Origin of the sequence: Paraburkholderia panacisoli (assembly GCF_008369935.1) — a bacterium.
Lineage (GTDB): Bacteria > Pseudomonadota > Gammaproteobacteria > Burkholderiales > Burkholderiaceae > Paraburkholderia > Paraburkholderia panacisoli.
On the sequence record NZ_VTUZ01000046.1, the window covers coordinates 16,367 to 42,130 of the forward strand.

Annotated in this window: 22 protein-coding genes and 3 pseudogenes; 12 read left to right on the forward strand and 13 right to left on the reverse strand. The window is 60.1% G+C overall.

From position 1 onward, the window contains the following. Position 1: 1 nt before the first annotated feature. The 6 genes and pseudogenes from FVF58_RS40790 to FVF58_RS40815 all read right to left on the reverse strand — a co-directional run bounded on the left by FVF58_RS40790 (position 2) and on the right by FVF58_RS40815 (position 6,413). Positions 2–1,300, reverse strand: a complete 1,299-nt coding sequence (locus FVF58_RS40790; protein WP_149675316.1) for an ATP citrate lyase citrate-binding domain-containing protein — start codon at positions 1,298–1,300, stop codon at positions 2–4. Between the two features lie 818 nt (positions 1,301–2,118). Then, positions 2,119–2,343, reverse strand: a pseudogene (locus tag FVF58_RS40795) (DDE-type integrase/transposase/recombinase); the annotation flags it as partial. Between the two features lie 86 nt (positions 2,344–2,429). Continuing rightward, entirely contained in the window at positions 2,430–3,503 is a 1,074-nt protein-coding gene (locus FVF58_RS40800; protein ID WP_149675317.1) for a hypothetical protein, read from the reverse strand. Beyond that, positions 3,448–3,891, reverse strand: a complete 444-nt coding sequence (locus FVF58_RS51915) for a hypothetical protein (RefSeq protein ID WP_188131094.1) — start codon at positions 3,889–3,891, stop codon at positions 3,448–3,450. The genes FVF58_RS40800 and FVF58_RS51915 overlap by 56 nt, the downstream gene beginning before the upstream one ends. Before the next feature lie 344 nt (positions 3,892–4,235). After that, positions 4,236–5,212: pseudogene (locus tag FVF58_RS40810) on the reverse strand (ISKra4-like element ISBte2 family transposase); the annotation flags it as partial. 259 nt (positions 5,213–5,471) lie between these two features. Beyond that, positions 5,472–6,413, reverse strand: coding sequence for a LysR family transcriptional regulator (locus FVF58_RS40815; protein ID WP_149675319.1), 942 nt, complete (start codon positions 6,411–6,413; stop codon positions 5,472–5,474). Positions 6,414–6,515: 102 nt separating this feature from the next. Here FVF58_RS40815 and FVF58_RS40820 point away from each other — a divergent pair, with 102 nt between their 5' ends. From FVF58_RS40820 to FVF58_RS40860, 7 genes are all read left to right on the forward strand, one after another. Continuing rightward, entirely contained in the window at positions 6,516–7,355 is an 840-nt protein-coding gene (locus tag FVF58_RS40820; RefSeq protein WP_149675320.1) for an SDR family oxidoreductase, read from the forward strand. Between the two features lie 56 nt (positions 7,356–7,411). After that, positions 7,412–7,885: a (2Fe-2S)-binding protein gene (locus FVF58_RS40825; protein ID WP_149675321.1), complete on the forward strand. Its 474-nt coding sequence runs from the start codon at positions 7,412–7,414 to the stop codon at positions 7,883–7,885. A 10-nt stretch (positions 7,886–7,895) separates the two neighbouring features. Continuing rightward, the gene (locus FVF58_RS40830) at positions 7,896–10,142 is read left to right on the forward strand and encodes a xanthine dehydrogenase family protein molybdopterin-binding subunit (RefSeq protein WP_149675322.1); all 2,247 of its coding nucleotides are present in this window, start codon (positions 7,896–7,898) and stop codon (positions 10,140–10,142) included. Between the two features lie 312 nt (positions 10,143–10,454). Further along, positions 10,455–11,360, forward strand: coding sequence for an SDR family oxidoreductase (locus FVF58_RS40835; protein ID WP_149675323.1), 906 nt, complete (start codon positions 10,455–10,457; stop codon positions 11,358–11,360). Between the two features lie 983 nt (positions 11,361–12,343). After that, entirely contained in the window at positions 12,344–12,724 is a 381-nt protein-coding gene (locus FVF58_RS40850) for an alpha/beta hydrolase (protein ID WP_188131095.1), read from the forward strand. Beyond that, the gene (locus FVF58_RS55010; protein WP_188131096.1) at positions 12,651–12,827 is read left to right on the forward strand and encodes an alpha/beta hydrolase; all 177 of its coding nucleotides are present in this window, start codon (positions 12,651–12,653) and stop codon (positions 12,825–12,827) included. The genes FVF58_RS40850 and FVF58_RS55010 overlap by 74 nt, the downstream gene beginning before the upstream one ends. 671 nt (positions 12,828–13,498) lie before the next feature. Further along, the gene (locus FVF58_RS40860; protein WP_149675325.1) at positions 13,499–13,900 is read left to right on the forward strand and encodes a type II toxin-antitoxin system HicB family antitoxin; all 402 of its coding nucleotides are present in this window, start codon (positions 13,499–13,501) and stop codon (positions 13,898–13,900) included. Between the two features lie 89 nt (positions 13,901–13,989). Here the strand turns inward: FVF58_RS40860 and FVF58_RS40865 are convergent, their stop codons facing one another. The 6 genes and pseudogenes from FVF58_RS40865 to FVF58_RS40890 form a co-directional block, all read right to left on the reverse strand. Continuing rightward, a complete protein-coding gene (locus FVF58_RS40865; RefSeq protein WP_149675326.1) occupies positions 13,990–14,760 on the reverse strand; it encodes a LysR substrate-binding domain-containing protein in 771 nt (256 codons plus the stop codon). Positions 14,761–14,842: 82 nt separating this feature from the next. After that, positions 14,843–15,079, reverse strand: a complete 237-nt coding sequence (locus tag FVF58_RS40870; protein ID WP_149675327.1) for a hypothetical protein — start codon at positions 15,077–15,079, stop codon at positions 14,843–14,845. A 205-nt stretch (positions 15,080–15,284) separates the two neighbouring features. Then, positions 15,285–15,740 (reverse strand): DUF2934 domain-containing protein, encoded by a 456-nt coding sequence (locus tag FVF58_RS40875; protein WP_149675328.1) that lies wholly within the window; start codon positions 15,738–15,740, stop codon positions 15,285–15,287. Positions 15,741–16,463: 723 nt separating this feature from the next. Then, positions 16,464–17,171, reverse strand: a pseudogene (locus FVF58_RS40880) (ISKra4-like element ISBte2 family transposase); the annotation flags it as partial. A gap of 335 nt (positions 17,172–17,506) precedes the next feature. Continuing rightward, positions 17,507–18,445: a citrulline utilization hydrolase CtlX gene (ctlX, locus tag FVF58_RS40885; RefSeq protein WP_149675329.1), complete on the reverse strand. Its 939-nt coding sequence runs from the start codon at positions 18,443–18,445 to the stop codon at positions 17,507–17,509. Between the two features lie 58 nt (positions 18,446–18,503). Then, positions 18,504–19,580, reverse strand: coding sequence for an ornithine cyclodeaminase (locus tag FVF58_RS40890; protein WP_149675330.1), 1,077 nt, complete (start codon positions 19,578–19,580; stop codon positions 18,504–18,506). A 194-nt stretch (positions 19,581–19,774) separates the two neighbouring features. Here FVF58_RS40890 and FVF58_RS40895 point away from each other — a divergent pair, with 194 nt between their 5' ends. The 5 genes from FVF58_RS40895 (at position 19,775) to FVF58_RS40915 (ending at position 24,739) form a co-directional block, all read left to right on the forward strand. Further along, on the forward strand, positions 19,775–20,206 hold the full coding sequence (locus tag FVF58_RS40895) for an Lrp/AsnC family transcriptional regulator (RefSeq protein WP_149675331.1): 432 nt from the start codon (positions 19,775–19,777) through the stop codon (positions 20,204–20,206). 608 nt (positions 20,207–20,814) lie between these two features. Next, positions 20,815–22,167: an MFS transporter gene (locus tag FVF58_RS40900; protein WP_149675332.1), complete on the forward strand. Its 1,353-nt coding sequence runs from the start codon at positions 20,815–20,817 to the stop codon at positions 22,165–22,167. A gap of 24 nt (positions 22,168–22,191) precedes the next feature. Further along, the gene (locus FVF58_RS40905) at positions 22,192–22,851 is read left to right on the forward strand and encodes an RraA family protein (protein WP_149675333.1); all 660 of its coding nucleotides are present in this window, start codon (positions 22,192–22,194) and stop codon (positions 22,849–22,851) included. Between the two features lie 89 nt (positions 22,852–22,940). Then, complete coding sequence (locus tag FVF58_RS40910; RefSeq protein WP_188131101.1) at positions 22,941–23,747, forward strand: class II aldolase/adducin family protein; 807 nt, start codon at positions 22,941–22,943, stop codon at positions 23,745–23,747. Positions 23,748–23,812: 65 nt separating this feature from the next. Beyond that, entirely contained in the window at positions 23,813–24,739 is a 927-nt protein-coding gene (locus FVF58_RS40915) for a 2-hydroxyacid dehydrogenase (protein ID WP_188131097.1), read from the forward strand. Here the strand turns inward: FVF58_RS40915 and FVF58_RS40920 are convergent. After that, positions 24,733–25,698, reverse strand: a complete 966-nt coding sequence (locus tag FVF58_RS40920) for a LysR family transcriptional regulator (RefSeq protein WP_425469017.1) — start codon at positions 25,696–25,698, stop codon at positions 24,733–24,735. The genes FVF58_RS40915 and FVF58_RS40920 overlap by 7 nt on opposite strands. Positions 25,699–25,764: the final 66 nt, after the last annotated feature.

Here is a 25,764-nt window from a genome sequence, read left to right on the forward strand (position 1 = left end):
CTCAGGCTTGAGCCGTTTCGGTTTCCGTCGCGGGTGCGCCGATCCGTGCTGCGATCTCGGCCCGGCCACCGGCGCGCATCCAGGCGTCCGCTTGACGCGCGTACTGGATGACCTCGCTGATGTCGGAGTCGAATCCGAAGAGCCGATAGGGCAGACCGAGCGAGTCGCATGTGTCCCTCAGCGCGGCCATCCCACGCACGAGGTTCGGGCCTCCCCGGCCCAGCACCACGTAAAGCGGCGTCGGCCCATGCTCGCTGAAGTGTTCGCGAAGAGCGTCGGCCATCGCTCGCAGCGTCTCGAAGATGTCGGTGTTGTTCGACTTGCCGCCGATGATGAAGAGCACATTCGACTGCTTGAGCCAGTGTTTGAAGCAGATACGGGCCACCTCCTTCATCTTCGCGTACGGGGGATTGCCGCCGAAATCCGACGAGATGATCGCGGCGTCGCCGAGCATTTCGGTCACGAGCGAGTTGGCGCCGCCGCCGAACGTCGGCGCGAGAATCGTGCCTTCCTCGTTGATCACATATACGTCGCTCTGACCCTGGTGCGTGCGCAACTGATTGATCTCCTGCTCGAAGTCGGAGTAGTCCGCTGCGAACAGGTGTTGCGGCAGCCCGAGGCGCGTCCATCGCGGATCGTCGCGATCGAAACCGCACTTGAAGTCGCAGGCGACCGGTGTGAGGCGCCCCTTCTTGTCCTCGCGCATGCGGATCGGATTCAACTCCAGTGTCGTCATGCCGAAATCGTGAAAGAGCTCCCAGAGTTTCGGCAACTGCTGCACGAGCGGCGAGATGATCTCCTTCGGCGCACCAATCTCGCTCAGCGCGTTCGCCACGACAAACGCCTTTAAGCCCGTCAACGCGTCGAAGGGCACCATCGCCACATGCTTCGGGTCGACCTCTTCGATATCCATGCCGCCCTTATGCGAGAGCGTCATGGTCGGCGCGCGAAAACGCGTGGAGTCGGTGATCGAGAAATAGACCTCATGCTGGGCCGGAACGCCGGCTTCGAACGTCACGCCATTCGACTTTGCTTTCAGGTGGCCGACGGAATGCTCGGCGAAGTACAACCGCTCCTTTTCGATCAACGCCGTCTTGAGATCGGTCGCGCGGCCGAGTAAGCCCGCCTTCCCCTTCTTTCCCACTCCGCCTTTGAAAACGGGTTTGATGAATATCTGGCGATGACGATCGATCAAAGTCTTGATCTCCTCCTCGCTGGCGCTCGGGCCGAGGATCTCACTCGCCGGGAATCCGACGAATTGCAGCAGGCGCGCGCCGTGCAACATACCGGTGATTTGCATGAAGTTGTCTCCTGAAGGGCATAGCGATACAAAAAAGAAACGGGTGTTCGGATTGGTCGATGCGAAAGCGCCATGCGTGTCAAGCGGCCGTGACGCCGATGGCGTTCGGAATTTGGCTGATGTGTGTTGAGTTGTCCGGTGCTCGAACCGGCTGGGGCTCGAGACTACCGGGCCCAAGGGGCGATCGTTACCCGTTCCAGGCGCGCTTTGCGTTGTACATAACCTTGTCTCCGATGCGTTTTACTTTCGTTCCAATCTCGCTGGAATCCTGAATACAGATACTCACGCAAATGGAGTTACGCGATAAGTGCATTTTTTCGAAGCACTGATGTTTAGATGTTATCAATGCAGCTGGATGAAACGTGGCATCATCGCCACGTTCCTCTGCGCTGCCTCTCGGGGCAGACGGGTCAGCGGTCCAATCTATGACGTGACTTCAGTTGATGGTCCATCATGGGCGAATGAAGGGACACCCATTAGCCGGCCGGAGTCAAGGGCAAGAAGCGTACGTCGCAAACAGTTGCGTCAATTCACTGCGACTACAGTGCGCCACCTTCATTCGTGCAAACACTTAGCCATGAGGTTTCCAGGGCGGTAGCGACGACTCGAGTGTCGTGATAACAGTTGCCGGCGACGCTACCGGATGGAAACTATTGCCACCTTCCGAGGACACCATCATCTTGATTTCACTTCCTGAAGTCCAGACGATGTAGATGGTTCCGTCGGCGGCTACGTTGATATCAGGCTAAAAGGGGGTGTCACTGATTCTGGTGCAAACAGCCGTTGAAGCCGAGACGTCTCCAATATATAAGGATGCCTTATTTATTGAATAGGACAGCATTCCAGACGGCAGGTGTAGTAGTATCCTTGAATCCGAGAGTGCGGAGATTGAACTGACCCTTGCGGATGCGGTGCATCAACTCGATGCCTGAAATCGTGGTCTTCGCAAACCTGAATCGTTTGAATCCGAGCATCACGTTCGTTCTGGACTTGATGTTTCGATGATCCTGTTCGATCACGTTATTCAGATATTTCGAGGAGCGCACATGCGTCCCCTCAGGCAGCAGAGCGTCAGCGATCATCTCGCGCACGGCCCGGTGGAGAGTGAACCAAACCGTGGGAGGTCAATTCACGCCGCCCGGCGCGCATTCGGCGAGTTCGCAGCTACAGAGGTTTTGGTCAACCCGGCAAGTTTCTTAACCGACAATTCTTCGTTGAGAACAGCAACTCTGACCTGCGCCAGACGGTGCGCTCCCTCGTCCGTCCATCGCATTTGTTGCTTCTTCGCCATGCGATGGCTGACCACCAGGTTCACCGCGGACTCGGCAATGCTGCTGCTGATGGGTAGCCCCTTGTGATGGCGCATGCCATAGTTCACGAGCGTACCGGCGTTGCTCTCGATGTAGAAGTACAGGCGGCGCAGGTTCCAGTACAACGTCGAGCGCTCATAGCCTTTGTTCGCCAACAGCGTGGCATCCAATGCCTTGATGCGGAACACCGATTGTCGGCCCTTTCCATGCCAAACCAGCCACTTGGCATGATCGATCGCTGTCTCTACAGCGATTCGCTCGCGGGGCTCCATCGTCTGGCTTCCTAACACCGAGTTCCTGGCAGCCTTGAACTTCATCGCGATGTGAAACCAGTCCAGGATCCTTGCCCTGGCGAGCTGACTGCCGTCCACTGCCTTGCCAAATTCCCCAGCGTCATCGCTGATCACGGTGACTCGCTCGTCTCGAGCCACGACGCTTGCAAAGAGAAATTGGTCCAGCCGCGCGGGCGCCGATGTCACCAGCTTATGCACGTACGCGTAGAGACGCGGGGTGCGATCAGCAAGAGTTGCGCGGCCCGCAACGATGTTGACATGTCGATCCCGAGTCACCTTCTGCGCCCAAGGCGATTTCAGCTCGACAAGGTCGCGCGCCGCTTTGCGGCTCCTGGGGCTGCTGCTGAAGCTCAGCCAAGCCGAGTCGACGCTCACGCAGCCGACGGTGGTCGATTCGCGAACCTGCTCTCCGTTGACCGCTTTTGGTCCAGACACGATATCGCGCTCGATCTGCGCGTCCAGCGCCCTACCGATGGCGAGGATCCGACGGCGAGTACTACCGAAGGAAATCCCTTTGTCCAGCGGAAGGACCTCTCGAAGCAGCTCAGTGGCCTGACGGTAGGGTAGATGGGCGGCCCATTTGGCCTGCAGGTACTCCAATTCCGGCGTCACACGCTGGTGAACGGGCCTTGCACAGCGGACTCACTGAGCGGCGCGGACGCCCTTGCTTCGCCGCGCTGTTGCACGCCCACAGCCTCGGAATCGGCACGTCGACCTTGCCAAACACGGTTCGCAGCACGATCGACCGGGCGCCCTTGTGCGCCAGCATCGAGCCACAACGATCGCAAGCCAATTGGCTCTCCATCCACCCGGCAGTCTGCTCCGACACCAGTAACGATTGAACCTCAGCGAGCAAGGTGCGACCTTCGGCAAGTGTAAGTCCCAGGTCGGCGACGCTCCGGTCTTTTCGTTCCACCACAGCAACGATCGTCGCTTCAGTCTCACTCGTTTCCCCACCCTCCAGGCGGGTCTCGATGATCAGTCGCATAGCAACTCCGATCGGTTGGCAAAGTCGCCAGCATAGCTGATACGATCAGCGCGCCGGGCGGGCTGGATCGGCTCTTTCCGTCAGAAACTTCGCAGGTTCCAAGTACCGTATCCCATCGGGTACGGTGCCGTCACGCCGTCTCTGACGGCGGTCAAGTCAACGGAAATGGCCTCCCACGGTTTGGTTCACTCTCCAATCATTCTTCGCCAAGAACGGGGAAAGGTAGAGACTCAAACAGTCTCTCAAGCCTTGCTCGCTGCTGCGGAGTCAGCCCTCGTGTAGCGCTCACCTGCTGAACACGTGCGCGCCAGTAGGTCCGGCTGAACAATGAATCTGCGCCGTCCGCTGACCGCTGACTCCGCCGTCGCCGTCGATACAGGTTTGTGCTGACGATGTCGCGCTCCATAGTTGATTGTCGATCCTCCATTTGCTTCGACATAGGCGACAAGCTCCCTCGCGCGGTAATCAAGTTGTGCGAGACTTTCTGCAGCCCCTGGTGTCTCGGTTATCAGCACACGGCAAATGATCAAGATCCCTTTCATCCGTTCGATTGCCTGCGCCGGATTTCCATGCCAGAAACACCAGCGTAATTTCTCGATACGGGAGACCAGTACGCGTCGTGCAGCCTTTTCCGATTCTGTCGTCAAACGCAAACCCTGACGATCTGCTCAAGGTATCGCACGCGCATCGAAATGTGAAACAAGTCGAGCACAGAGTTCGAAGAAAACGGCAAGCTCTGAGCTATCGACTCCAATCCGTTGGCTCCATCAGTGATCACGCACAAACGCGGACTGCAGGAGCCGCTCGCCGCTTCAACTAGGGAGGTGCGACGAGCGGCAATGTCTGGTAATCCATTTCGAACAAATGCGAATGTGCGGGACGCCTGGCCTTTGGCGAACAGTCGCCCTGTCTGCACCTCGAAGCTCGAACATTCCGATTGACGCGCCGACCCCGGACGAATCCGCCGTCAATGGTCAGAGTCCATTCGGTGTCGTAGTCGAAGCTGGTCTGCGTTGCTGGTTGCACGGCCTCAACGCGAGCTCCGGCGCGTAACGCCCTGTTCCGAATGGTCACGTGATTCAGGGTGCAACTCGAGACGCCGATGACAGCAGCTACAGAATCGCCGGATCGTACATACTTCCTCAGCTTGCGCCGCCACGAATATCGGCTGCAGCTTGTGCAGAACGTCTTTACCTTCGGCCAGAGACAAGCCGATCTTCGACCGATCCAGCTCGCAATACTGGCGCTCAATCTCACCGATTTCAAAGTTCCCTGTTTCGTTCCAGTCTGTGGTGATCTCAACGCGAATCGTGACCTTCATTTCGATCTCCGGCAGACGTGCGCGCTCGAGTTTTAGGTAGCACGCGCCGAAACCCCAAGGTTTTTAACGCTCCCGTCGGGCAGTGACAGATTTGCTTCGCTTTACGGCCGGGGCAAACCGGCCATTCGAATTTTGCATCCTGATTCGAATGCCGATGCGGCGGTTGTTTCCACTGTCTAATGGTCGCGCGATGCTGACCTTCGTGCGGAATTTATCGGCCCGACGCGGACTCTCGGTCGCCGGAAAAATGGACGTACTACTACACGTCTGTCGCGGGCACGGTTGCTGACATTCCAATCGTCCCGGAGCTGGAATACGCCAGTACGTAATTCACCAGAGCCTTCAGCTTGGCAGGCTGCTGCCGTCTGCTCGGGTAGTACAGGTAGAACCCGGGAAAAGTCGGTGAGAAGCCGCTCAAGACGCGTTTCAACTTCCTGGCCCGGATGTGAGGAAGCGCAAGCTGCTCGAACGTGTACGCCAGTGCAATCCCATCCAGCGCAGCCTCAACCGAGAACAGTGAGTCGCTGATCGTGAGATTGCCGCTGATCTCGTACTCGACGATACGGCCGTCGACCTCGAACTCCCACTTGTGAATGGCCCCGCTGCCTGAAAATCTGAACCGTACGCAGTTGTGATGTATCAGATCGGACGGGTGCTGTGGCACGGGATGCTGCTTGAAGTAGTCGGGCGATCCAACGATGGATACGGCAACCGGGCCACCGAGAGGCAGAGCGATCATATCCTTCTGGACACTCTCTCCCATTCGAATGCCGGCGTCGAACCCTCTTTCGACGATGTCCACGTAGCCCTCGTCATTCGTCAGTTCCACGTGGACGTCCGGATAGGCCTTCAGGAACCCGGCCAGCAGTGGCTGGAGGACCATAGCGGTCGAGATTCGCGCTGCGTTGATGCGCAGGACGCCCGATGGCCGGCCCTGAAGCTCATGAAGTTGCTCTCCGGCTTCCAGCACGTCGCTCAACGCCGGCCCAATCCGGGACAGGTAGGCCTGTCCGGCTTCAGTGAGGCTAACGCTGCGCGTGTTCCGGTTGAGAAGCCTGACGCCGAGCCGGGCCTCCAGATGGCGGATCGCCTGGCTGAGCGCAGAAGGCGAGACCTCGAGCGCTGCCGCGGCGGCAGAGAACCCGCAGTGCTCTGCGACCTTCCAGAATGCGAGCAGTCCATCAAGCTGGTTGAGTCTCATACTTTGAAGAATATCTTCAAACGGTATCCAGTACCAGGGTGTTTTTCTTCTCAGTCAATCTGCCTAGAGTGAAGGGCATTGACCAGGACTGGGAGTTTGAGCATGAGCAAAGTGTGGTTTATCACGGGTGCTGGCAGCGGTATCGGCGCTGGTACAGCGAGGGCCGCATTGAAGGCGGGTGATCGGGTCGTTGCCACAGGCAGGAACCTGGACAAAGTGGGCAATGCCCTGCGCGACCTGGCCGGCGAGAACCTGGAGATTCTCCGGCTCGACGTCTCCGATGAGGCGCAGGCAACGACCGTGGTCGAAGAGGCGCAAAAGAAGTTCGGTCGTATCGATGTAGTCGTGAACAGTGCCGGATACAGCCTCTTAGGCAACTACGAGGAACTGGGAACGCAAGACATTCAACACCTGTTTGCGACAAACTTCTGGGGCGTGAGCAACGTGATGCGGGCAGCGCTGCCGGTCATGCGCAAGCAGCGCTCCGGGAACATCATCAACGTCAGTTCCGTGGCAGGCGCTGTCGGCCTGATGCACTGCGGCGCCTACAGCGCGAGCAAGTTCGCCGTAGAGGGCCTTTCGCTTGCGGTGGCTGAAGAGGTCGGAAAGTTCGGCATCAAGATCACTGTGGTCGAGCCGGGATTCTTCCGCACGGACCTGCTGGACGCAGCTAACGCCAGATGGCCGGACAAGCGCATCGACGATTACGCAGCCGCCGAGGTCAGCGCCGAGGCGATGTGGTCTCCCTACGCCGGCAAGCAACCGGGCGATCCGGACAAGCTCGGCCAGGTCCTGGTAAAGCTTGTGGGCATGGATACTCCGCCCAGAGTGTTCGTGGCCGGAAGCGATGCACTGGCGGCGGTCGGGCCGGCCGTGCAGGCCCGGTTGAAGGCAGTGCATGCCTTCGAGGCGCTTTCGAAATCGACGGACGGCGGCTTCTGATCGCGAGGCGAGTTGCCCTTGTCACGACACACCTGACTGCGAAGGACTGACCCATCATGAGCACGCTCCACGTCAACGGCCGTGAGCACACGGTCGACGTCGCCCCGGACACCCCCATTCTCTGGGCTTTGCGCGACACGCTGGGCATGACGGGCACGAAGTTCGGCTGCGGCGCCGCGCTGTGCGGCGCCTGCACCGTGCATCTGGACGGGCAGGCCATCCGCTCCTGCATTACGCCGATCTCGGTGGCCCAGGGCAAGCAGATCACCACCATCGAAGCCACCACCGACGGCAGCGACCAAGTCGGCGCCATCGTGCACGCAGCCTGGGTCAAGCACGACGTAGCCCAGTGTGGCTACTGCCAAAGCGGCCAGATCATGAGCGCCGCGGCGTTCCTGAAGTCGTTGCCTCGCGGCAAGCAGCCGACCGCCGTCGAGATCGACGCGGCCATGGCCGGCAACATTTGCCGCTGCGGCACCTATGCCCGCATCCGCGCCGCGGTGGCCGACGCCGCCAGGGCCCTGGTCTGAAGGAGCCACCATGTTGCCTGAATTCGACTACAGCGAAATGCCACGCGCCCTGCAGCACCTGCTGACCAGGGACAGGGCCGGGGAAGCCGCCACGCTGCCGCGCCGCAGCTTCCTGAAGCTGGCGGGTGTCGGCGGACTGGCGCTTGGCGTGTTTCCCTATCTGGCCATAGGCCAAACCAGCGGCAGCGGCCAGGCAGCCAGCGCCCTGAAGCCGACGCAACAGCCGTCGGCCTTCGTGCAAATCGCTCCTGGTGGCGACGTCACGGTGACCATCAACCGGCTGGAGTTCGGGCAAGGGGTGCAGACTGCGTTGCCGATGATTCTTGCCGAAGAACTCGACGCGGACTGGAATCTGGTGCGCAGCCGGCAGGGCTCGAACGATGCTGCCTACGTCGACCCGCTTTTCGGGATTCACCTCACCGGCGGTTCCCAGTCGGTCAGGAACAGCTTCACCCAATACCGCGAGCTCGGCGCGCGCGTCCGGGCGATGTTGTTGTCCGCGGCGGCAGCACGCTGGAACGTGGACGTGGCCACGCTGCGCACGCGGGCCGGGACCGTGCTGGGCGCCGGTGGCCGCAAGCTGAGCTACGGCGAACTGGCAGAAGCCGCCATGGCGCTACCCGTGCCCGAGAAGGTCACGCTGAAGAACCCCAAGGACTTCCGCATCATTGGCCGCCCCACCACGCGCCTCGATGCGCAGGCCAAGAGCAGTGGACGTCAGGACTTCGGCATCGATACGCACCTGCCCGGTCAGCTCACCGCCGTGGTGGCCCATCCGCCGGTGTTCGGCGCGCGACTGACCACGGTGGACGACAGCGCCGCACGCGCCATCAAGGGAGTAAAGGCCGTGCTGCGCGTGCCGCTGGACCGCGGTGGCGAAGGCGTGGCCGTGGTGGCCGACGGCTACTGGCCGGCCAGGCAGGGACGCGCGGTTCTGCAACTGCAGTGGAACACGGCTTCCGTGGAGAAAGTGGACAGCGAACAGTTGCTGGCCCAGTACCGCGAGCTGGCCATTCGCCCTGGTCCGCGCCAGTTCGACGCCGATATGACGCCGCTGGCCGCTGCCCCGCACCAACTGGAAGCCGAGTTCGTGTTCCCCTACCTGGCCCACGCGCCGATGGAGCCGCTGAACTGCACCGTCCAGTTGTCCGACGGGCGAGCCGAACTGTGGGTCGGCACCCAGTGCCCCGGTCTGGACGCTGTCGCGGCCGCGCGCGTGCTGGGTCTCAAGCCCGAGCAGGTAAAGATGCACGTGCAGACGGCAGGCGGCGGCTTTGGCCGGCGTTTCGCGGGCACGAGTGACTATGTGGTCGAAGCCTGTGAGGTGGCCAAGGCCGTCCGTTCCGTCGGCCTGAACGCGCCGGTGCGCACGCTCTGGAGCCGCGAGGACGACATCAAGGGCGGCTACTATCGCCCCCTGCATCTGCACCGCGCACGCCTCGGCTTCGACGAGCGCGGCAACGTGCTGGCCTGGGAGCACGTCATCGTCGGGCAGTCCATCACCTCGGGAACGGTATTCGAGCAATTCCAGGTGAAGAACGGCATCGACGCCACCGCCACGGAGGGCATGCGTGGTCCTTACCCGCTGCCGATGCGCCTGACCGTGCACCACCCCACGCCCAACGTGCCAGTGCTGTGGTGGCGCAGCGTGGGTTCCACCCACACTGCCTTCGTGATGGAGACCTTGCTTGACGATATCGCACGCGCCACAAAGCAGGATCCGGTGGCTTACCGCATGCGCCTGTTCGGCGACAGGCATCCGCGTCACCGTGCTGCGCTGCAACTGGCGGTCGACAGGAGCGGCTATGGCAAGAAGCAGTTGCCCACCGGCCGCGCATGGGGTGTGGCCGTGCACGAGTCCTTCGACTCGGTGGTGGCCTATGTGGTGGAGGCCTCCGTCCAACAGGGCCGTCCTGTGCTGAACCGTGTCACCGGCGGGGTGCATTGCAATCTGGCCGTGAACCCGCGCAGTGTGGAGGCACAGGTGCAGGGTGCGGCGGTCATGGGGCTGTCGATGTGCCTGGCAGGCTCGGCCATCACGCTGAAGGACGGTGTCGTCGAGCAGAGCAACTTTGGCGACTTCACCGTCGCCCGCATCACCGACATACCGGAGTTCGATGTCCACATCGTGCCCAGTGCCGATCCACCCACCGGCATGGGCGAGCCAGGCCTGCCGCCGCTGGCACCGGCGTTTGCCAACGCCATTGCGCGCGTCACCGGCAAGCCGCAGCGCCAGTTGCCGTTCAACCTGGCCTGACCCGACGCAGTCATCGTCGGAAATCCGCTCAGATGGAAGCATGATTCACGATATGTATCTGATGCGGGATAAAACGACTGCTGAGCCACTATTCGTGGCCAGCAGGCCTTTACCACCAAGGCAGAGAGGCGCTGCAAACTAGGGAATTCATTACACGCATTTCAGGTCTTTAAAGGTACTAATTTGCGAGAAAAGCTCGGACTGTGATCGAGCAACATGATTGCATGTTGCAGCCGATTCACGGAGTTCCTCTTTTACGGAACATTCGGCACCAAAGGCCGGGCGCCCGCATCGCCAATTCGGAGAGACGATATGAAGGACCGCGTCAATGAATCAGTCAGTGCCCGCTACCGTTCGGTGTTTCGACCGGGCCTGTTTGATGGAAAAGTTGTGATGGTAACCGGTGCCGGAAGTGGCCTTGGTCGTTGCACCGCGCATGAGCTTACCTCGCTGGGCGCGACGCTGATCATGGTCGGACGGAATCCGGGCAAACTGACTGCGGTTCGTGACGAGCTAAATGTGGACTACCCGGAAAGTGCGGACCGAATCGGCTTATATTCTTGCGATGTTCGCGATGAAGCCAGCGTGAAACAGACGGTTGCGGCGGCTCTCGCGGACTTCGGTCGCATTGATGGCCTGTTTAACTGTGCCGGTGGACAATTCCCGGCAAAGCTGGAAAAAATCTCACTGAATGGCTGGGACGCTGTAGTGCGTAACAACTTGCACGGGACATTCCTCATGTCGCGCGAGTGCTTTACCCAATGGATGGCAGGTCACGGTGGCGCGATCGTGAATATGCTCGCGGATATTTGGGGGGGCATGCCCGGGATGGGGCATTCGGGCGCCGCACGGGCGGGTGTCTGGAATTTGACCGAGACGGCAGCCTGTGAATGGGGGCATGCCGGCGTTCGGGTGAACGCCGTGGCGCCGGGGTGGATCGCCTCCGCAGGCATGGACAGCTATAACGAAGAATACCAGGCATTGCTTCGCCAACTGAAGCATAAAGTGCCGCTGCAACGTTTTGGTACCGAATCTGAGCTCGCGAGCGCTGCGGTTTTCCTGCTCTCGGAGGCCTCAGCCTTCATTAACGGTACAGTGATCCGCGTGGACGGCGGGGTTCCCAACGCCCGACATTCTTGGCCGCTCGCCAACGCTGCGCGAATCACCGAATATAACGGGTTCCCTCGCTACGAACCGCCTAAAGGACTCCAGGACTAAGCACAGAGGTACTTTGCTAGTTGCGGGCAGAGATGAAGCGATCGTATCGTGATTTGCAATTTCGTTGAATTATTCGCTCTTCACCTTTCATCTAGTTGCGGCCACCGTATACGTCAATCACCCTGCACTCTAATAATGTTCGCATCGCCAAGCGTTCGGTCTCAGGCGCGGGAACACGCGCCACGTACCGTCACCGTGTCGGAAGATAAACAGTCCAATCGAGCCTGTCGGTCGCAGCACCTCGACATTGTACATAGCGTTTTCTGATTCGAGCATGCACGACTGAATTGGGTTACCCGAACCGGCGTCGAAGGAGTCGGCGCAAGCCATTTTTCCACCAGCGAACGCAAGGACCTTTCTGCAGCGTTCATCCTCTTCTCCTTCAGAGCGGCTCCCATTTTTTGCCACCCGCGCTCCCTCGACACACCTGAGCCAATGATTAACACACTCGATTGTGGCCGGATCAACGTTGCAGCTGACGGATCAGCTGTGAGTTCTGAAATACCTGCATTGGTCGTGGTCGCCCCGCCGGATCTCTACCAGCACGCATCGCGCAAATCAATTCGGATTCCTAATTGCACGCGCTGTAGCCCTCGCGACCACGGCGCCCTTGATATGCTAGTTTTGTCGGTCTCGGCAGCGCTCAAGCTCGCGCATCAATGTATGCATTTCATGTTGTCGCCCGACATGCCAGTCGGTCAGTATGTTGAAGAAGCCTCGCACCCACGAAAACGGTGCCCATCGGAATGGGACTATGATGCGCGGCTTGCGGACTCGCAGCCCTCTTATGACGTCCGTGGCGGCTTCATCGGGTTGTATCGGCCGCCGCAGGAGTGCAGGGAACCCTTTTTCAATCAATTTCGTCGTCGCCAGGGCATTTCCGCCAAAGCCGACCTTAGCAATTGCCGTAGCCACCCATCCCGGACAGAGCACGCTCGCCGTCGCCCCGGTACCGCCTAGTTGTCTCGGCTCGCGCGCCATACGTGCTTGGTGAGGGGAGCTACGAATGGTTTGAAGACGCCACGGTCAATGGCCGCCTTGACGGAGATCCGCAGCAACTGGCGGCGTCACGCGCACGCATCGTTCGCGTTGTTGACGAACTGGTAAAGAAATATGGTTTCGACAGGAGCCGCGTCTATCTTGTCGGATTCAGCCAGGGAGCCACAATGAGCTACAAGGTGGCACTCACGGAACCAGCCGGCATCAAAGGCATCGGGGTAATGAGTGGCGCGATTTTTCCTTCTTTCTTGCACACGCTCAAGCGTTCCCCCAAACTTGTCGCACCTGAGAGTGTTTATTTCGCATGGGGATGCAGACAGCCGCATACCGGTCAATTACGCGCGGGATGCAGTCCAGCGTCTTAAGGGGATGGGTCTGACGCCCGAGTTGCACATCTATCCGGAAATGGAACACGAGATCAACCGCGATGCCTTGCACGATCTCGCTACCTGGTTGCGCGGTTCGTGACAAGCGCCGGTAAGCGATTTGACCGGCTCGCATTGGACTTGGGTACGCTGTCACGATCAAGACGTGCGAGCCCGATTTGTCAGGCAGAGCACCGGAGAAGGGATCGCACCTTTTACCGACCAATCCCTGTCACCGAAGCTTACGCGAGGCTACCCGTGCGTCGCTCGGCAGACGCATTTCGACACATTGCAGTCGGTCACTGTCGCGGGAAAGCGGACTTGGCATCCTCTTACACAAGTCGCCCATTCCGGGCACCCTGTGATTCAGGGTACGCCTAGTCTGGCGAGAATGCGTATCACGGGGCAAAGAAAACCGGCGCGCGCTGGATCGTTAGAACCGCCGTCTTGCAATGATTGCGACCGTCGCTGTGAGCGCCTCATGCGCTCTGTGTGTGCTGCCTTTTTCTCGGTGCGCCCCGTGGGGCCCGAACGGCCGGAGATCGAGTCAAAATACGGCCCCCTCGCCCGAGCGATTCCCTCTATAAATGAGTGGCTTCGACCTCTCCTCGATATGGCGTTGCAATGAAACAAGAAAGTCATTGCGTATTCCTACGCGAAGCGTCTAATGAATCATGCGTGCGGACTCAGTCAGTTGTCGGTTGTACACCCAACATCCCTGGCGTGGCGTTGCACAGCGAGCGTCTGTCGGCGCTCCACTCCAAGGAGCAGATCATGCAATATCCGCTGTATGTCCACCGGAATGGCAATAAGGGCCTTCGCGCCAGCTTCCCCGATTTCCCCACCGCCGACGCGAGTGGCGATTCGTTTAACGAACTGACCCACAATGCCCAAGCGACCGTGGAAGCAATGTATGACCGCAGCGAGCAACTTATCCCCGCCCCTACCTTCAGTATGTCGGAATTGCAGGCGCTCCAAATGGACGATGGCAACGGGCTTTGGGTATTTGTCGACATCGATCTGGCACGTGTGACCTCGAAATCCGTGGGCATTCAAGTCAATCTGCTTGATAGCCTTCTTCAGCAAGTCGATGCAAGGTCAAAAGAGCGCCGCATGACGCGCTCTGCATTCGTCACACTGGCGCTTATTGATGCACTGAAGAAGCAGGAAGGCTAACCATCGTCTTGCCGCTCAGTTCAGGAACTTGACGCGCAGGCGCGGGGCACTTCCTGGAAGCACCGGGATGTGAACGTGCGATTCCTCGACTACGTCGTTGCCTGCCGTAAGTCGGGAACAACCAGTAAGGATGATATGACGCACTCAATGTGGGGCATCGCGCTCGGGCTGGCGCTCATGTTCGGCGCGGCGCTGCGTCGGTATAGGCGCAACGTTCTGCGAAAGCGGGACATCCGCTGGCTTGATGAACACCATATATTGGACAGACTACGCACGCAATTGGAGCTGTCACCCCGGAAATGACGCACGCCAGGTGGCGCGTCCAGGAAGAAAGGCAGCTCCCACTTGTAGATTGCCCCGCTGCCTGAAAACCTGACTCGCACACAGTTGTGATGGATCAGATCGGATGGGTGCCGTGGCACGGGATGCTGCTTGAAGTAGTGGGGCGATCCAACGATGGATACGGCAACTGGGCCACCGAGAGGCACAGCTATCATATTCTTCTGGACACCCTCCCCCATTCGAATGCCGGCGTCGAACCCTCTTTCGACGATGGCCACGTAGCCCTCGTCATTCGTCAGCTCCACGTGGACGTCCGGATAGGCCTTCAGGAACCCAGCCAGCAGCGGCTGGACGAGCATGGCGGTCGAGATTCGCGCTGCGTTGATGCGGAGGACGCCCGATGGCCGGCCCTGAAGCTCATGAAGTTGCTCTCCGGCTTCCAGCACGTCGCTCAACGCCGGCCCGATCCGGGACAGGTATGCCTGTGCGGCTTCAGTGAGGCTGACGCTGCGGGTGTTCCGGTTGAGAAGCCTGACGCTGAGCCGGGCCTCCAGATGGCTAGCAGAATCAACGAACATCAACAGCAGCGCGTGAAGCGGACTTGTCTTTCTGAAGGCGACTCTACCAAACCCTACCCCAGTCGTCGAAACGGAGGACGAATCAGCCAGCTGGGCCAAGCAAAACGTCGATAGCGGCTTGTCCGGCGATTTCGGCTACCAGGAAGGCCCATCGTTCAGTGAACGGGCCGTTCCTCAGCGGTATACGGCTTCCGCGCGCGCCCAGCACCTTGAGATTGGTGCTGCCTTTTATTTCAAAAGTCACGTCAAACATGTCTTGAGCAGCCGGGGTCAATTCGACATGAATCTCGAAACCGCGGTATGCGATCGTTCGGTGCACAAAGGCTCCCTTTGGTCATTGGTGGCTCGTCATGCCGTCAGGCATTTGTACACGCACGTCCCTCAAATATCTCCTGGCCGAAAGCATTGCGGACTGCAACGATCATTGTGTCAATATTCTTATGCACCGACTTGCCGCCCACGATTTGTCTCCCTTGTTGCGTTGCGAGGCCGATCCCGTTTTTTCGGAAGATTTTGTCAAGGCATTACTGCACTTCAAAACCGACAACCCGGTACCAAAACTCATCCGCGCGCCCGTCCGGGCAGCCTTCTCGTTGCCACAATGCATACGCGCGCACGCACAGGTGCTGATCCAACGCTCGATGCCAGTAGACCTCAGTTCGCCCATCTGGGCGGCCGTCTTTTTCCCAAAGAGCGTAAGCACGTTCGCGAACCTCCTGCTCCAAACCCAGCTTGGTTTCGGAATTTTGCTCAAGGTCGTCGCCATAGGGTGACATCTGCCCCCCCCGACTGATATGCAACCGGGCCCTCAAACCGGCGAGTTCAGTGTCACGAACCAATCGCCCGTGCGCTGCAGCCTCCAGCGCCTTAGCTTCGTACAGGTTTGCATCCGCAGCATCTCCTAATTCGCCCAACGTTATCGGGTAGGTATGCAGTACGGCGCCGCTACCATTCAACACATCAACCAGTCGTTGCGACATTGCGACTCCTTATATATGTTTGACTTCGATTCGCGCCGTCGGTGGAGCGGGCGAATCCAGCGGCATAATCAAAGCCTTTGGTCGACTAAAGGCTTGCTATGGCACATAGAAGCGTTCGTACATTTGATTTGATGCCACCGGACGAGCTCGGAAATTTGCCGCGCCCATCGGCCCGTGGTGATGGGGCTCGCCTTCTGCGATACTTCAGCCGATAACGTTGAGATGCATCCCCGCGAGTCGGTTTGTCCGAGCTTATCGCGAGTGTCACAGTGGTCGTCAACGGCGATCGCAGGACGCCCGGCCTCATGAGCTACGGGATTGGGGTCAGGACGGTTCGAAGGCGGACGCGACGTTGCGTCCTGAACTCCGAGCAGCAAATCCGTTCCGCAGCTTGCAGCTGATTGTCTAGCAGCAACGTTCCTGCGCTAGCGTGCGCGAGTGACCCGCTACGCCTCACAGTGTGGGCTCATTCGGAACGACTGTCGCGATATATTTATTGTCAGCGATACCTTTGTCGGCCTGAAAAGTGAACTTTCAGCCTGAAGCAGGCTAAGGTGCCATCTCGACATCGCTATCAGCGCCCATTTTGTTTTCAGATTTTCGAGTTGCTGGGCAACCGAACGGCGTCGGATTGGCACCTCCGGTGGCAGTGCCTCGAATGTTAGCTGCGCCGCGGGCGGCGTTCCCCATCGTAGACCGACGCAAAAGTGTCACCGTTCCCGGGGGAGCGTTAAAAACCTTGGGGTTGTAACTCCGATGCCAACCCGAACTGCTCCAGTAACTCGGAAGCTTCACGCGACAATGGTTTCCTTGCTGGCTCGTATCTCGCGAGTCGTTCAACAAGGTCACCGTTGATCACAGCACATCGGACCTGGGCAAGCAGATGAGCTCCGATCGGCGACCAGCGCATTTGTTGACGCTTGCACATGCGCTGATTTAGTACCTGATTGACTGCAGACTCGTCCGCGGCGGTCGAGATAGATTTGCCGCAACGATGTCGCGTACCGTAGTTCATCGTCGACCCGCCATTCGCTTCGACGTATTCAACAAGTTCTCGAGTCCGGTAGTCAAGCTGCGCCAGACTCTCTGCAATGCCCGGCGTTTCAGGCCCGATCACCCGACAGAGAATCAGGATGCTCTGCATCCGGCTTTCGCCTTCTCGAGCTTCGCGTGCCAGAAGGACCAGCGCAGCTTGTCAATACAGGAGATCAGCACACGTCGGGCTGCCTTTTCCGTTTCCGTCCGCGCACCCATGCCCTTGATGATCTGCTCGAGATGCCTCACCCTCATTGATATATGGAACCAGTCCAGGACAGGTGTAGAAGAAAACGGCAATCGACAAGCGATTGACTGTAGGCCATTTCCACCATCGGTGATGACCGACAGTTTCGGTCGATCGCTTCCGGACGTGGCTTTTACAAGGGTGGTAACCCCAAGGTTTTTAACGCTCCCCATTGAAGTGGGCTGGATTCTACGTCAGCAATGTGATGGCGGATTGCTGACGGTGGCGGCGCGAAGCAGCGGGACGGCAGCTTCCAGCGTCAGTGAACTCACACTTCCAACCAGGTGTGCGCTGCCGCCAGTCAGCGGTCTGCATGCCCCATCTTCATGACATGTTTTCCGGGGCCGCCAGTGCAACGCAGGGTGACGCGACGCAAAGCGCGGCGGAGATCGTGAAGTGGGCCCGTCTGTTGAATGAATATCGCATTGGTCTCTCTCCGGTCATCGGATGTTGTAGGTGAAACGCTGTATTTAAGGAGGATCGATTACACGCGTTGGCGTCGCGCGAGATGGATGCCGGCAAGCATGCAGCGCACGGAGCCGCCGGCCATTTCAATGGTGGGTACCCGAAGTGGCAGCAGGCGCGCGGATCGCTCAATCTGTGCACGTTGTTGTGGTCTCAGACTTTCAGCCCCGCGTTCGGACAACGCAAGCACACGGCCGTTGCTTCCGGTGAGTTCGAGTGTGTTGCCGGCAAAGCTGTCGATCTGTTCGTGATCGAGAGCGATTACGGTCCGTCCACTTTCGAGCAGTCGCCGCTGAACTTCCTCCCGACGGGACGCATTGGAAATCAAGTCGAGCCCCACGAGCGCAAATTCGGTGCCGATACTCATCATGACGTTGGTGTGGTAGACGGCACTGCCTGAGCGATCAGCCGTGTCGAAACACATGGGCTCGAAGTTGAAATGCGTACAGAAGCGCTCGAGGGCAACGGGGTCGGCGCGACGCGAACGCGCGGTGTAGGCGACGCGAGCGACGTGGTCGAGCACCATGGCGCCAGTGCCCTCCAGGAAAACACCGTCGTACTCGAGACCTGAGTAGTCAATCACGTCCTGGACACGATATTCCGCTTTGAGCATCTCGACGACATCGGCACGTCGTTCGCGCCGGCGGTTCGCGCAATGCATCGGATAGAGCGCGATATGACCGCCCGCATGAGTTGAGAGCCAGTTGTTCGGAAACACGGAGTCGGGCGTCTGGCGTTCTCCGTGATCGTCAAAAACGTGGGTGCGGATTCCGGCTTTCTCCAAAGCTGCCGCCGCCGCCGTGACCTCGTTTCGCGCAGCGGTGGCCAGCGCCGCATGATCCTGCACGTGCTCGGCCCGCTGAAAGGCGTTATCAGCCGCCGTTTCGGGATTGGGGTGAAAACAGTGCGGCCGGATCACGATGACAGCGCTGGGCGCCTGAATCGAAATAGTGCTCATGTCGGTGACGGTATGACGAGTGCGTTGTGTATGTCGTTTCGAGTTTCGACGACGCTTCTTATTGACTCAGTGCCATGGCCTCGTTATTGAGCGCAAGGGGGACATTCTCGGGCGCGTTCCATATTGCCAGCGTATCGAACAGGTTTTTGGGGTTCACAGAAGGCGGGATTAACGCGACCTGTGTGCCGACTTTCCGGCTCTGCGCGAGACTATGCAGATAGCGGAGCGCGGAATAATCTTCGAGCGCGAAGCCCACCGAGTCGAACACCGTGACCTGGTCGGGGCGTTCCCGGCCGGCCGCTTCGCCCCGAAGCACACGCCAGAGTTCGATTACGGGGAAGTCGCCCGGCAGTTGCTGGATGTCCCCTTCGATGCGGGTCTGGGGCTCAAACTCGACAAATACGGTCGCCGCGCGCAGCACGTCTGCGTGCAGTTCTGTCTTTCCAGGGCAGTCGCCTCCGACCGCGTTGAAGTGCATGCCCGGCTCGATCATGTCGGGCGTGATGATCGTCGCGTACGCCTTGTCGGCAGTGACGGTCGTGACGATGTCGGCGCCACGCACGGCGTCAGCCGTCGAGCTTGCGCGCACCACTCGCAGCTGCGGGTACCCCGCAAGATTGGCAATCAGCTTGTCGGTCGCGCGAGGATCGACGTCGAACACGCGGATCTCGTCGATGCCGAGGATGGTGTGAAACGCAATCGCCTGGAATTCGCTCTGCGCCCCGTTGCCGATCAAAGCCATGGTGCGAGAGTCGAGCCGTGCGAGCACTTTCGCAACCATCGCCGACATTGCGGCGGTGCGCAACGCGGTCGTCAGGGTCAGCTCGGATAAGAAAGTCGGGTAGCCCGTGTCGACATTCGCCAACGCGCCAAAAGCCATCACGGTATGGATGCCGCGATCCGCATTGACCGGATGGCCGTTCACGTACTTGAAGGCGAACAGGTTTGAATCCGCGACGGGCATCAACTCGATGACGCCCACTCTCGAATGACAGGCAACGCGTGGCGATTTGTCGAACTCCTGCCATCGAAGGTAATCGGCGCGAATCGTGTCGGCGAGCTCCCTCAGGAAGCGCGGGACGCCGATGTCCGCGATGAGTCGATAGGTTGCGGGTACGTCTAGAAAGCAGGTCATTGCTGAGTCTCCCAGGTTATTGGTGGCCGCTCTGGCGAAAACGCTGGAGAGATTATTCACCGGCCTCCAGCCAACAAAAAGATGGCAAAGTTTGCGCTTTTGGTGGGTTGCATAGCAAAATGCTAGCTATTGGTGACAATTTGCTAAATTGACGGCGGCTTGTCCCCGCCGTCGCATTCAAATCGGTGGGGAAGGTGATCAATCTCGATGATGTCGACAAGCAGTTGCTTGCGCTGTTGCGGCAGGACGCCCGCACATCCGTGGTGACGCTTGCAAAGCACTTGCGAGTCGCACGCGCAACGGTGCAAAACCGTATAACCCGGCTCGAGCAAAGCGGGGTAATCGTCGGTTATACCGTGCGACTGAAACCGGCGGCAGAGCCGCATCAGATTCGCGCGTTGATGACGATCGCCGTTGAAGGTAATCGAGCGAAAGAAGTGATGACGGTGCTGCGCGGACACCCTAACGTGGCGACGATCCATAGCACCAATGGACGTTGGGACATGATCGCGGAGTTGCGTGCCGACACGCTGGAGAACTTCGATCGCGTGCTCGGGGCGATCCGGTTGATTGACGGAATCGCCAATACAGAAACAAGCATCCTGCTTTCTACCCACAAGCTCTAAGCAAGCAGCGCGCGATTGCCAGACCAGTGGTAAGGAGAAAGCTTCCGAAGCTCCCCGTCGCAACTTGACTCACCGAATGAAAGACTTACACGTTGCTCTGGGGAACAATTCTCCGCAAAACCTTTTGGCGGCGAAGCCGTTCTCGACTCTTGGCGCCGGTGATTCGACCCGCCGTGAGTGGAAACAAAATTACGCGAACCAACGATCACCGCATGGTTGCTCGCGCGGGTTAGCTTCCGACGCGTTGTCTGCAATGTGTACACGAATGGCAGCCCTCTAGAAAAGATTCGCTGATTGCCCGTCATCAAGCTTTGTTCAATTTTCGACGGTTGGCCATGCCGGTTACGCTTCAAGCGAACACACTACGTGTTCACACAGACGCTGGCCAAACACTGATTTGCAGAGCACCGGAGTCGGTGACAACACGATCAGCTTAGTCGACCCGCGCTCAGCGATGGCAGAGCGCTCTGCAATCATTCGCCTAGCTAATACTCAAGATTAGAAAACAGACTTTTACTTATTGTTTTTGGCTTCCGATAAAGGCAACCAGGCCATGCGCGCAATGGCTGCGTTCAACACCGACCCCGCCGTGCCTCAGGAGAAGCCCCATGACTGCCTACCGCCCCGCGAACACGCCACCCGCGCCGGACGACTCGCCCAGCGACATGAAGAAAATCGCCGTCGCGAGCGTGATCGGCACGACCGTCGAGTGGTACGACCTGTTTGTCTTTGCGACGGCCTCCGCGCTTGTTTTCAACAAGGTATTTTTCCCAGGTTTCGTGCCGCTGATCGGCACGCTGCTCGCCTTCGGCACCTTCGCCTCCGCCTATCTGGCGCGCATTGTCGGCGCCGCGCTGTTCGGCCATTTCGGCGACCGGCTCGGACGCAAGGCCATGCTGCTCGTGTCTCTCGTCATCATGGGGTTCGCCACGTTCGCGATCGGGCTGCTGCCGAACTATGCGTCGATCGGTATCTGGGCGCCTATCCTGCTCCTGACGCTGCGCATCGTTCAGGGCCTGGCGCTCGGCGGCGAATGGGGCGGCGCCGTGCTGATGGCGGTAGAGCATGCACCTGAAAACAAACGCGGGCTGTATGGCTCGTGGGTGCAGATCGGCGTTCCTGCGGGCACCCTGATCGCGAACCTGGCGTTTCTGCTCTGCAACGCCGTCATGACGAACGACGCCCTGCTTTCGTGGGGCTGGCGTATTCCGTTCCTCGCCAGCGCGTTGCTTGTCGGCGTCGGACTTTATATCCGCCTGAATACGTCCGAGACGCCGTCGTTCCGCAAGGTCAAGGAAGCGTCCGCGCAGGTCAAGCTGCCGATCGCTGACGTCCTCACGCGTTATTGGAAGCAGGTGCTGCTCGGCGGCATCGCCACCATGTCGACCGGCACCTCGTTCAATCTGATTGTCGCGTTCGGCCTCACATACGGCACGCAGACGCTCGGCTTTTCGCGCAACGTCATGCTCTGCATTGCCCTGATCGCCTGCGCGCTGTGCATCGTGCTGCTGCCCGCCTTCGGCAGGCTGTCCGACGTGGTGGGACGCAAGCCGGTGATCATTGGCGGCATCGTGGCTGAAGCGCTGCTTGCGTTTCCGCTCTTCTGGCTGCTCGACACCCGCGAGTTTTCCTTCGCGCTACTCGGCTATCTGCTGATGATGACCGCCTTCGCCGCCAACTATGGACCGATCGCCACGTTCCTCGCCGAACTCTTCGGCACCGAGGTGCGCTATTCCGGGCTGTCCGTCAGCTACATGCTGTCCGGACTGCTCGGCAGCGCCGCCACGCCCATCGTAACAACGGCGCTGCTATCCGCCACGGGGCGCGGTTCGTCGGTCGCCTGGTACATGATCGGCTCGGCGGCGGTGTCCGCGATCGCCCTCCTGCTATTGGCCGAAACGCTGCGCAGGGATGTCTCGTCCACTGCGCGCACCCGCGCCGCCACGGCCAGCCTGTCGTAAACGTTCGATACTGGAATCAACAACATGCACGCTCCACTCGACAGCACCTTGCTGCGCAAGCTACAAACCGTCAGCTTTCCAACGCTCGGCCACTTTCTCGAACAGGGCTTCGCGGACCACCATATCCGCGCGTTCGTGCCCAATGTGAAAGTGATCGGGCGAGCGGCAACGCTCAAACTCGGTTCGCCCGATGCCGTCGCGGTGAACCGTGCGCTCTCGCAACTTAATCCCGGTGACGTCCTCGTGATCGACATGAACGGCGACCACGCTCATGCCCCGGTCGGCGCGGTCACTGCGTGCGCCGCGCTGAACGCCGGCGCGAGCGGGATCGTTGTCGACGGCGTGGTGACGGATCTGCCCGAGTTGCAACGCACGCGCCTGCCTGTCTTCGCGCGCGGCACGACCTTGCTGACGACAAAAAAGCTCGATGCCGGCACCGGCGTCTTCATGGAGCCCGTCATGTGCGCGGGCGTGCTGGTGCGGCCCGGCGACATCGTCCTCGCCGACGATAACGGCGTATTGTTTACCGACGCCGCGACGCTCGCGGACGTGATCGCCATGGCGCTCGCGTCGGATCTCGCGGAACCCGCGACACTAGCCCGCCTCAACGCCGGCGAGCCCCTTCGCGACGTCCTTCAGTGCGCCGGGCAAGCCAGTACTCACGATGCTAATGGTCAGCATTAGAACGATGAAATTGACGTGTCCTTTCACGTCGGCGAACACTACGCACACCACAGCAAGTGCGAACCTCGGAGCCTTTTGAAATGCAAACGATGCAATTACCCGATCCTGCGCTGGAATCGCACGCGGCACGCAGCGCGTGGTCCGACAGCGAGCGGCATGTGCGGGAAGAGCTGGCCGCGCTTTACCGGCTCGTCGCGCATTTCCGCATGACGGACATGATCGACACACACATTACCGCCCGTCTGCCGAGCGCGCCGGGTGAGCCAGCCGCGTTCCTGATCAATCGCTATGGCGTCCTGTTCCACGAGATGCACGCTTCGGATCTGGTGAAGATCGATCATCAGGGCAAGGTCATCGACGAGCGCGCGCACACCCAGCCCGGGTTGTTCCGCGTGAACGCCGCGGGGTTCACGATCCACTCGGCCATTCATGCCGCGCGGGACGACCTGCATTTCGTGATCCATACGCACACGGCCGCCGGAACCGCTGTATCCGCCCAGGAACAAGGCCTGCTGCCGATCAGCCAGCATGCGTTGAAGTTCTACGGCAAGCTCGGCTACCACGATTACGAAGGCATCGCGCTGGAACTCGGCGAACGCGAACGTCTGGTCCGCGATCTCGGCACCTGCAAGGCAATGATCCTGCGCAATCACGGGTTGCTGGCCGCCGGCACTACGGCCGCCGAAGCGTTCCATGAGATCTACTTCCTCGAACGTGCCTGCCAGGCGCAGATCCAGGCGCTGGCAGGCGGCAGCGCATTGCGCATCCCGCCGCGCGAAGTCTGTGAACTGACCGCGAGCCAGTTCAATCGCGAGGATTCGGCGGAAATCGCGGAGCTGGCGTGGCAAGCCGCGCTTCGTCTGATCGACGACCCGAAATCCGATTACCGCAGCTAGCCTCACCTCCATTGTCATCGCCTTTGCGCTCAGCGCCGATACCCGGGCTGAGCGCCGCCGACCCTATGACCAAACTTGTCCTGATGAGCCGCGACTACGACATGTCGCATCTGGTGCCGCCGATTCTTCGCGCGGCCCCGGAACTCGATGTCGTCCTGCACGACGCCCGATCTCCTTGCGACGCGGAAGTCGCGGTCTGCTGGAACCCACCCGCCGGCGCCCTTGCATCGCTGCCGAAACTGCGGCTCGTCCATAGCATCGCGGCGGGCGTGGACAACATCCTGTCGGACCCGGCCCTTCCCGCCGTCCCGCTGTGCCGCGTCGTCGATCCGCAACACGCGCGCGGCATGAGTGAATTCGTCACGTGGGGCGTACTGCACTACCATCGCCAGCTCGACCGTGTGATGGCGAATCAACGCCTCGAACGCTGGTTCCGTCACGATCAGCGCGATCCCTCCGGCTGCTCGGTGGGCATCATGGGACTCGGTGAAATCGGCAGCCGCGTCGCCACCGACCTGCAGCGGCTTGGCTTCACCGTACGCGGCTGGGCGCGCAACACGCGCGAGCTGCCCGGTGTCGCAACCTACGCCGGCCCGCAAGGATTCAGGCCTTTCCTGCAAGGTACGGACATCCTCGTCTGCCTGTTGCCGCTGACGGACGAAACACGCTGGATTCTCAACGCCGCCACGTTCGAGCACTTGCCGCCTGGGGCGAAACTCATTCACGTCGGGCGCGGGGAGCACCTCGTGCACCTCGACCTGATCACGGCGCTGACCAGCGGACAGATCGGCGGCGCCATCGTCGACGTATTTCCGGCCGAGCCTTTGCCCGCCGGCGACGCCTTGTGGCGCGCGCCGAATCTGATCGTCACGCCGCACATGGCGTCGGTGGCAAGTTCGGAGACGATCGGCATGCAGGTCGCGCACAACGCTCGCCTGCTGACGCGCGGCGAGCCGTTGCAAAACGTGGTCGACGTATCGCGTGGCTACTGAGCTTCCAGCGGCGCGCTTTCGCCTTGCCGTGCGTCGAGAAATGCGTTGAGCGAATCGAGGAACGCCGACTCCGCCGCACTCATCTTCCGGTCGACCGACCACAGCATGTAAATGTCGAGGTCGGCCACGCCCTCGTCTGGCGGCAACCGCTGGAGGCGGCCCTGGGCGACATCGTCGCGCACGATGTGTTCCGGCAGGCAGCCGATGCCGAAGCCTGCGAAGATGAAACGCCTGACCTCGGTCATGCTCGACGACGAACCGACCACGCGCCCGGTAAAACCCATCTCGTCGCGAAAGAAAGTGAGCGGTGACAGATGATCGCCCACCTTGTCGCCCGTGAAGGACACGAACTTTTCGCCCGCCAGATCGGCGATGCGCAGATCGCTACGCCCGAAGAGCGGGTGATGACGTCCGCAAAAAAGGGCATAACGCTGCCGCAGAAACACGCGGCTATCCACCCGCCTGGGCAGCGCGCGCCGCGGCGTGAGCCCGAGCGTCGCGGACTTCTGCTGCAGGCTGCTTACCACGTCCGCGCTGCGCATTTCCTGGCTTTCGAGTTCGATCCGCGGGTAGGTGCGATGGAATTCGGCGAGAAAGGTATCGTAGGCCGGAAAGTCGATTCCGCTGACCGTGCTCACGCGCACCATGCCGGAAATGTCGTGATCGCGGTCTACGTCCGCGAGCGAAAGACGGGAGATCATGCCGTAGACGTCCTCGGCAATCTGCTTCACTTCGATCCCGGCCTGGGTGACCTCGATGCGCGGTCCGTGCCGGTCCACGAGGCGCAGGCCGAGCTGCTCTTCCAGCCGGCGCAGCGCCTGGCTGACAGCGGGCTGCGTCAGATGCAGCCGGGTTGCGGCGCGACTCACACTGCCTTCTTTGGCAATTGCCAGAAACGTGCGCAGCAGATTCCAGTCGAGACGGTCGTTCAGGTAAGTATCCGGGCGATCTTTGCTCACGCTGAGCCTCACAAGTTTCATCATCCATCAAAATTATACTTAGGATTAGAATTAAAAATTTTACTA